The following is a 2,575-nucleotide window of genomic DNA, read 5'->3' as shown; positions in this document are numbered from 1 at the left end:
CCCCCGCCGCGGCGGGACCGCGTGGGTGATCCCGCTGAAGGCCGACGGCGAACGGATTCCGCCCGACGGCAGGCTCGCAGTGCATCGGACCGACGACGCCGGCACCACCTGGCAGCAGCTGGACCACGGGCTCCCCGCCCGTGAGTACAACGCGGTGCTGCGTGACGCCGCCTGCGTCGATACCGCCGAACCGGCAGGCGTCTACTTCGGCACCCGGGGCGGCACCGTCTATGCGAGCCCCGACGAGGGCGCCACGTTCACCGAAGTGGCCTCCCACCTGCCGGACGTGCTCACGGTGCGTGCCGCCGTCGTCGCCGGGTAGGTTCCGATGACCGAAAGTGCCGTCACCGTGCTGATCCCCACCCTGCTGCGGCGCTTCGTCGACAGGCGCAGCGAGGTTTCGGTCCGGGTCAGCGGACCCACCACGGTGGACGAACTGCTCGATACCGTCGGGGACGGCAGGCCGCTGCTGGGCCAGCGCATCCGGGACGAAACCGGAACCCTGCGCCGCTACGTCAACATCTATGTCGACGGGGAGGACGTACGCGGGCTGAACCTGCTGGACACCCCGGTGAATCCCGGCGCCACGGTGACGATCATCCAGTCGGTAGCGGGCGGGTAGATTGAGGCGATGGAACCAGAAGACGCCCCCTTTGATCCCGACGATCCGGGTGTGCAGTCCGACGCTGCGCTGAACTACCTCGTGAACCGCATCGAGGCGGAGATGGCGGAGCTGCAGCTGGAACACTTCTCCAACAGCAGCGCCGTCGCCCTCGGCATGCTCCTCGTGGAGCTGGGCACTGCCCGGGCGTTGCCCGTCGCCATCGGCATCCGGCGCTCCGGCCAGGTGCTGTTCCACGCCGCACTCGACGGCGCCACCCCGGACAACGACCTCTGGCTCCTGGCCAAGAGCCGCACGGCCGAACGGTACGCCGTTCCCTCACTTCTCGTGGGCCTCCGGGCACGGCTGACAGGTGGGCGGGCCGAGGACAATCCGCTGTTCGATCCAGCAGTCTACGCCGCCCACGGCGGTTCATTCCCCCTCGCCGTCCGCGGTGCAGGCCCGGTGGCCACGGTTACCGTGTCCGGGCTGCCGCAGCTGCAGGACCACGATCTGGTGGTCGAAGCTTTGAGGCTTCACCTGCACGCCGCTGACGCATGAGCATATCTGTCGGGGGATTTTTCGACTTCGGGTTGAGAAGACACCCGCGCGCCTTATGATGAGCTAGACCGCACTGGTCGGCACCATGACGCTTTCCACGCAACCGCCGCTCAGGTGGGTGCAGACGGTTACCCCCGGGTGATCATCAGGATATTTGCGGAAATCAGGTCTGTGCCCCATTCGTGGGGAAGTTTACGGGGTAGTAATGACACAGGTACGGCCGCTTGCCGGCGCACGCAAAGCTGCGGGAAGTTTCCGGGTTGCCGCCCAATCAGGCCTGACCGTGTTCGTTGTTCTGGCCGCGGTGTCCACATCCGGCTCTCAAGGTTCCGGGCCGACGCCGCAGCTACAAGGCGCCTCCTCCGAAAGCCGGGCGCTCTCCGGCTCCGGAACGCCTCCCTTCTTCCTCGCCGGACGCGGCATTGCCGCACCCCCTGCCGCATCGGCGAGCGCCGCGCCCGACGACTCCCTGCCCGTGGACTCCGGGCCCCCGAAGGCCACACCGTCGGAGGCCCGCTTCGACATCGTTGAAGACCGGAGCGCCCAGGCCCTCCTCACCGGTTCCATGGTCGAGTCCGCACAGGTGGAGCGGCCGCGCCCAGGCACACTGGTGGCGCCGCTCAGGGACCTCAGCCCCAGTTCGTCCTTCGGGCTCCGCACCAATCCGCTCGACGGCTCGCCCGGGGAATTCCACTGGGGCCTGGATTTCGCGGCGGACTGTGGAACACCTGTTTTCTCCGCTGACGCCGGCGTGGTCGTTGCTGTCGGCTGGCATGCGCGGGGTGGAGGCAACCGCGTAGAGCTGGACCACGGAAACGGGCTGGTGACCACCTACAGCCACCTGGAAAGCATCGCCCTCACAAAGGGTGACGCGGTGAACGTCAGCACGGAAATCGCCAGGGTCGGAACCACGGGGTCCTCCACCGGGTGCCATCTCCACTTCGAAACGATTCTGGATGGCACCTATGCCGATCCGGACAGCTGGAGGCTCATTCCCATCGGGCAGCAGAGCTACCGGCCGGGACCCGTTCGGGCCGATTATGCTCCCGGGTTTACCCTCCGACCCGAATTCGTCCCCGTCTGGGCCATCCCCGTCTTCAGCAGGGCCCTCGAACAGGGGGCAGAGACGTCCACCCCACCCGCCGCTGCTCAGGGCTCTGCCTCCCCGGCGGCTGAGTCCGTGGCACGGCCGCCGGCACCCCGCGTCGACTGGACACCCGACGAGTCGCTGTCCCCACCGCCGTCGCCGTTGCGGCCATTTCTGCCATTCCTCCCATTGCCCCCGGATAACCAAGGACCCGACTCCGCCGCACCACCGCGTCTATCGGACGCGACGCCGAAACCAGAGCAGTCGCCGGATCCCTCACCTCGGCCCGAACCAGAGCAGTCACCATCGCCGTCGCCACGGCCCGA

At 68.0% G+C, this 2,575-nt stretch carries 3 protein-coding genes and 1 pseudogene; all 4 read left to right on the top strand.

The window, feature by feature from the left end; genetic code table 11:
* Window positions 1-322, top strand: a pseudogene (locus tag Y704_RS22975) (exo-alpha-sialidase); the annotation flags it as partial.
* A 6-nt stretch (window positions 323-328) separates the two neighbouring features.
* Window positions 329-622, top strand: a complete 294-nt coding sequence (locus Y704_RS0117630) for a MoaD/ThiS family protein (RefSeq protein WP_026551080.1) — start codon at window positions 329-331, stop codon at window positions 620-622.
* A 9-nt stretch (window positions 623-631) separates the two neighbouring features.
* Entirely contained in the window at window positions 632-1,162 is a 531-nt protein-coding gene (locus Y704_RS0117625; protein ID WP_035773313.1) for a heme-degrading domain-containing protein, read from the top strand.
* Window positions 1,163-1,367: 205 nt separating this feature from the next.
* A partial coding sequence (locus tag Y704_RS23685; protein ID WP_173401155.1) for a M23 family metallopeptidase occupies window positions 1,368-2,575 on the top strand: 1,208 nt, incomplete at its 3' end.

The organism is Arthrobacter sp. Br18 (assembly GCF_000520555.1).
Classification (GTDB): Bacteria; Actinomycetota; Actinomycetes; order Actinomycetales; family Micrococcaceae; genus Arthrobacter_D.
This window is presented reverse-complemented; position numbering and strand designations above follow the sequence as displayed.